General features: G+C 26.4%; 2 protein-coding genes. Both read right to left on the bottom strand.

What is annotated here, in order from left to right:
- Window positions 1-136: 136 nt before the first annotated feature.
- On the bottom strand, window positions 137-514 hold the full coding sequence (locus GBZ86_RS14260; protein ID WP_152891766.1) for a helix-turn-helix domain-containing protein: 378 nt from the start codon (window positions 512-514) through the stop codon (window positions 137-139).
- A 372-nt stretch (window positions 515-886) separates the two neighbouring features.
- Entirely contained in the window at window positions 887-2,941 is a 2,055-nt protein-coding gene (rbr, locus tag GBZ86_RS14255) for a rubrerythrin (protein ID WP_152891764.1), read from the bottom strand.
- Window positions 2,942-3,164: the final 223 nt, after the last annotated feature.

Here is a 3,164-nt window from a genome sequence, read left to right as displayed (position 1 = left end):
GTATTTACTTAATATTTCACCTACTTTCCTTTATGTTAACGAAAGACTTAATACTTTAAAGTATTATCTTCCATATAAAAATATAAAAAAAGTATTGGTTTACCCAATACTTTTATATATAATTTTATTTTTACATTTACAAATATTTTTTAAATTCTTTATTTATAAGTTTCTTAGGAACATCAACTGGTATTAAAAAGTTTAAATCTTTCTTTAAAACAATATCACCTTTTATGTTTGTATTATAAATAGATCTATTTTTTTCTACAAAACTTCTATCACTCATATATTTCTTAGCTTCTTTATTTATTATTTTTCGAATTTCTTTTTGTTCTAGAGATTTTAGAGATTTTTTTATCTGATTTTGCTTTTTTAAATCTTTAAAATTACGCTGAATACATTTTTGAACTTGTGATTTATTAGCCCCTAATACTTTTGCTATTTCACTAGCATTATAACCTTCTAAATATAATCTTTTAACTTCTAGTTTATTTAACTCATTTTTACTTCTCAATAATTTTCCCCCTAAAAAATAATATAGTTCACCCAAACCATATAAAGTGGACAAAATCAAAATTTCGCCATATAATCACATCTAATAACAAAAAATATATTTTTTTCCTAATGCATGTAACTTACGTTATCATAATTTATTATATAATGTCAACTTTAATAAAATATACTTATATTTTATTAATAAATACTATAAAATGTACAATATTTTATAAGTAATTAAAAATTAATTTCATAAAAAATGAACCAAATTACCTTTACTATTTGTTAATAACTAGTAAGGATAATTTGGTTCTAATTATATAAAAATGGGATAATATAATCTTTAAAGAATATACTTTCCCATTTTTACTATTAATTAATTATATCTATTTTAATAATTTTCAGCTCTAACTTCAAAGAAACTTTGAGCATATCCACATACTGGGCAAACCTCTGGAGCTTTTTTACCCATTACAAGATGTCCACAATTAATGCATTCCCACATTGTTTCTCCTGATTTTTCAAATACTGCTTTCATTTGTACATTATTTAAAAGCTTACGATATCTTTCTTCATGAGATTTTTCTATTTTTCCAACTTGTATGAATTTTTCTGCTAAATCAAAGAATCCTTCTTCTTCTGCATCTTTTGCAAATCTAGCATACATATCTGACCATTCATAATTTTCACCTTCAGTTGCATGAAGAAGATTTTGCTCAGTATCACCTAAATATCCAAGCTCTTTAAACCATAATTTAGCATGCTCTCTTTCGTTTCCTGCTGTTTTTAAAAATAATTGATATATTTGCTCATATCCTTCAGCTTTAGCTACATCACCAAAGAAAGTATATTTATTTCTAGCAATTGATTCACCAGCTAATGCTTCCATTAAATTCTTTTCTGTTTTAGTTCCTTTATATTTATTAGTTGTTTCATCTTCTTTAACTTCTGCTATTCTTTCAAAGGCTGAAGCTGGACTTTTACAAATTGGACATATAAATCCTTCTGGTAATTCTCCTTCATGGATATATCCACATACTGAACAACGATATTTAACTGATTCACTCATTTTTCTTCCTCCTAAATCTTCACTTCTATCAAAATAAATTGTATGTAACATTTCTTCAGCAAGCTTACTTAAAGGCTTGCCATAAAAATTTTTATAAAGCAATTTTATTTTTTCATTTTCATGACTTAAACGAACTTTAAGCTGAGAATCTCTTTTATAAAGGCTTTTTATACGCTTTTCTCTAAGAGAATCTCCTTTAAATTCAGTATCTTTTGGTTGACCACCACCACCAATACATCCTCCTGGACAAGTCATAACCTCAATAAAATGATATTGTTTTTTTCCTTTTTTTATTTTTTCAATAAAATTTGATGCATTTTTTGTTCCATAAATAACAGCAACATTTATTTCCATATCATTAATTTTTAAAGTTGCTTCACGAACTCCATCCATACCTCTTATTGTTTGTAAATCATAAAATAATTCTGGTGGTTTTTCATTAGTAAGATATGAGTATGCAGTCCTAAGAGCTGCTTCCATAACTCCTCCAGTATTGGCAAAGATAACACCAGCTCCTGAAGCTTCTCCCATTAATTTATCATAGGAACTATCTTCAAGCTTGTTGAAGTCAATATTTTGTTCTTTTGCCCAAATAGCTAATTCTCTTGTAGTTATGACATAATCCATATCACGCATATCATCTATATTATGATATCTTCCTGATGCATTCATTTCACTTCTTAAAATTTCAAATTTTTTTGCAGTACAAGGGGTTACAGCTACATTTACAATTTTTGATGGATCAATTCCTATTTTCTTTGCAAAATATGTTTTTATAGTAGGTCCTTGCATTCCAATAGGGCTTTTTGTTGTTGAAATATGATCTAATATATCTGGATGAAATGTTTCAGCATATTTTATCCATGCAGGACAGCAACTAGTGAATTGAGGCAATGGTTTATCTTTATTTTTTATACGGTGTAATAATTCACTTGCTTCTTCAACTATTGTTAAGTCTGCTGCAAAATTTGTATCAAGAACATAATCAGCACCTAAATTACGAAGTAAAGATACCATCTTTCCTTCAACAAAACTACCATCTTTCATATTAAATTCTTCACCTAGTGATACTCTAACTGCTGGTGATGTAGAAAATATAACTATTTTATCCTTATTATTTATTACAGATTCTACTTTTTTATAATCATAAACTTCTGTAATACTAGATGTAGGACATACATTAGCACATTGACCACAATTAATACAAACAGCTATATCATTAGTGTCTTTTAAAGAATAATTCCCATTTACACCTATGTAGTCTGTACAAATATTTTTGCAAGAACCACATTGTATACATTTTTCTTCATGTCTACAAATTGAAGGATTATCTGCTTCAATAGCTACACGAATATCAGTTGATAAATGTTTGCTCATTTTTATTCCTTTCTTAACTTATTTAACTTATTAAAATGCATATAAAATTTAAATGTATTAGTTTTATTTTACAAACAAACCTTAAAATAGTTAATTTGTAAAATAGAACACAAGTTATTATACTATGGCATAAATTATAATATCAAATCAATGAAATAAGTATTCTTTAAAAAGATAGAAGCAATTCATATTATTTAATAATAATTATTCTTAAATATAAAGT

The organism is Clostridium tarantellae, from assembly GCF_009295725.1.
GTDB lineage: Bacteria > Bacillota > Clostridia > Clostridiales > Clostridiaceae > Sarcina > Sarcina tarantellae.
Note: the sequence above shows the minus strand (reverse complement) of the source record. Positions and strands in the feature narration are given on the sequence as shown.

Bases quoted from the DNA above. Each gene is read 5' to 3' on its own strand.
- rbr (WP_152891764.1), bottom strand. From the start codon at position 2,941: ATGAGCAAACATTTATCAACTGATATTCGTGTAGCTATTGAAGCAGAT.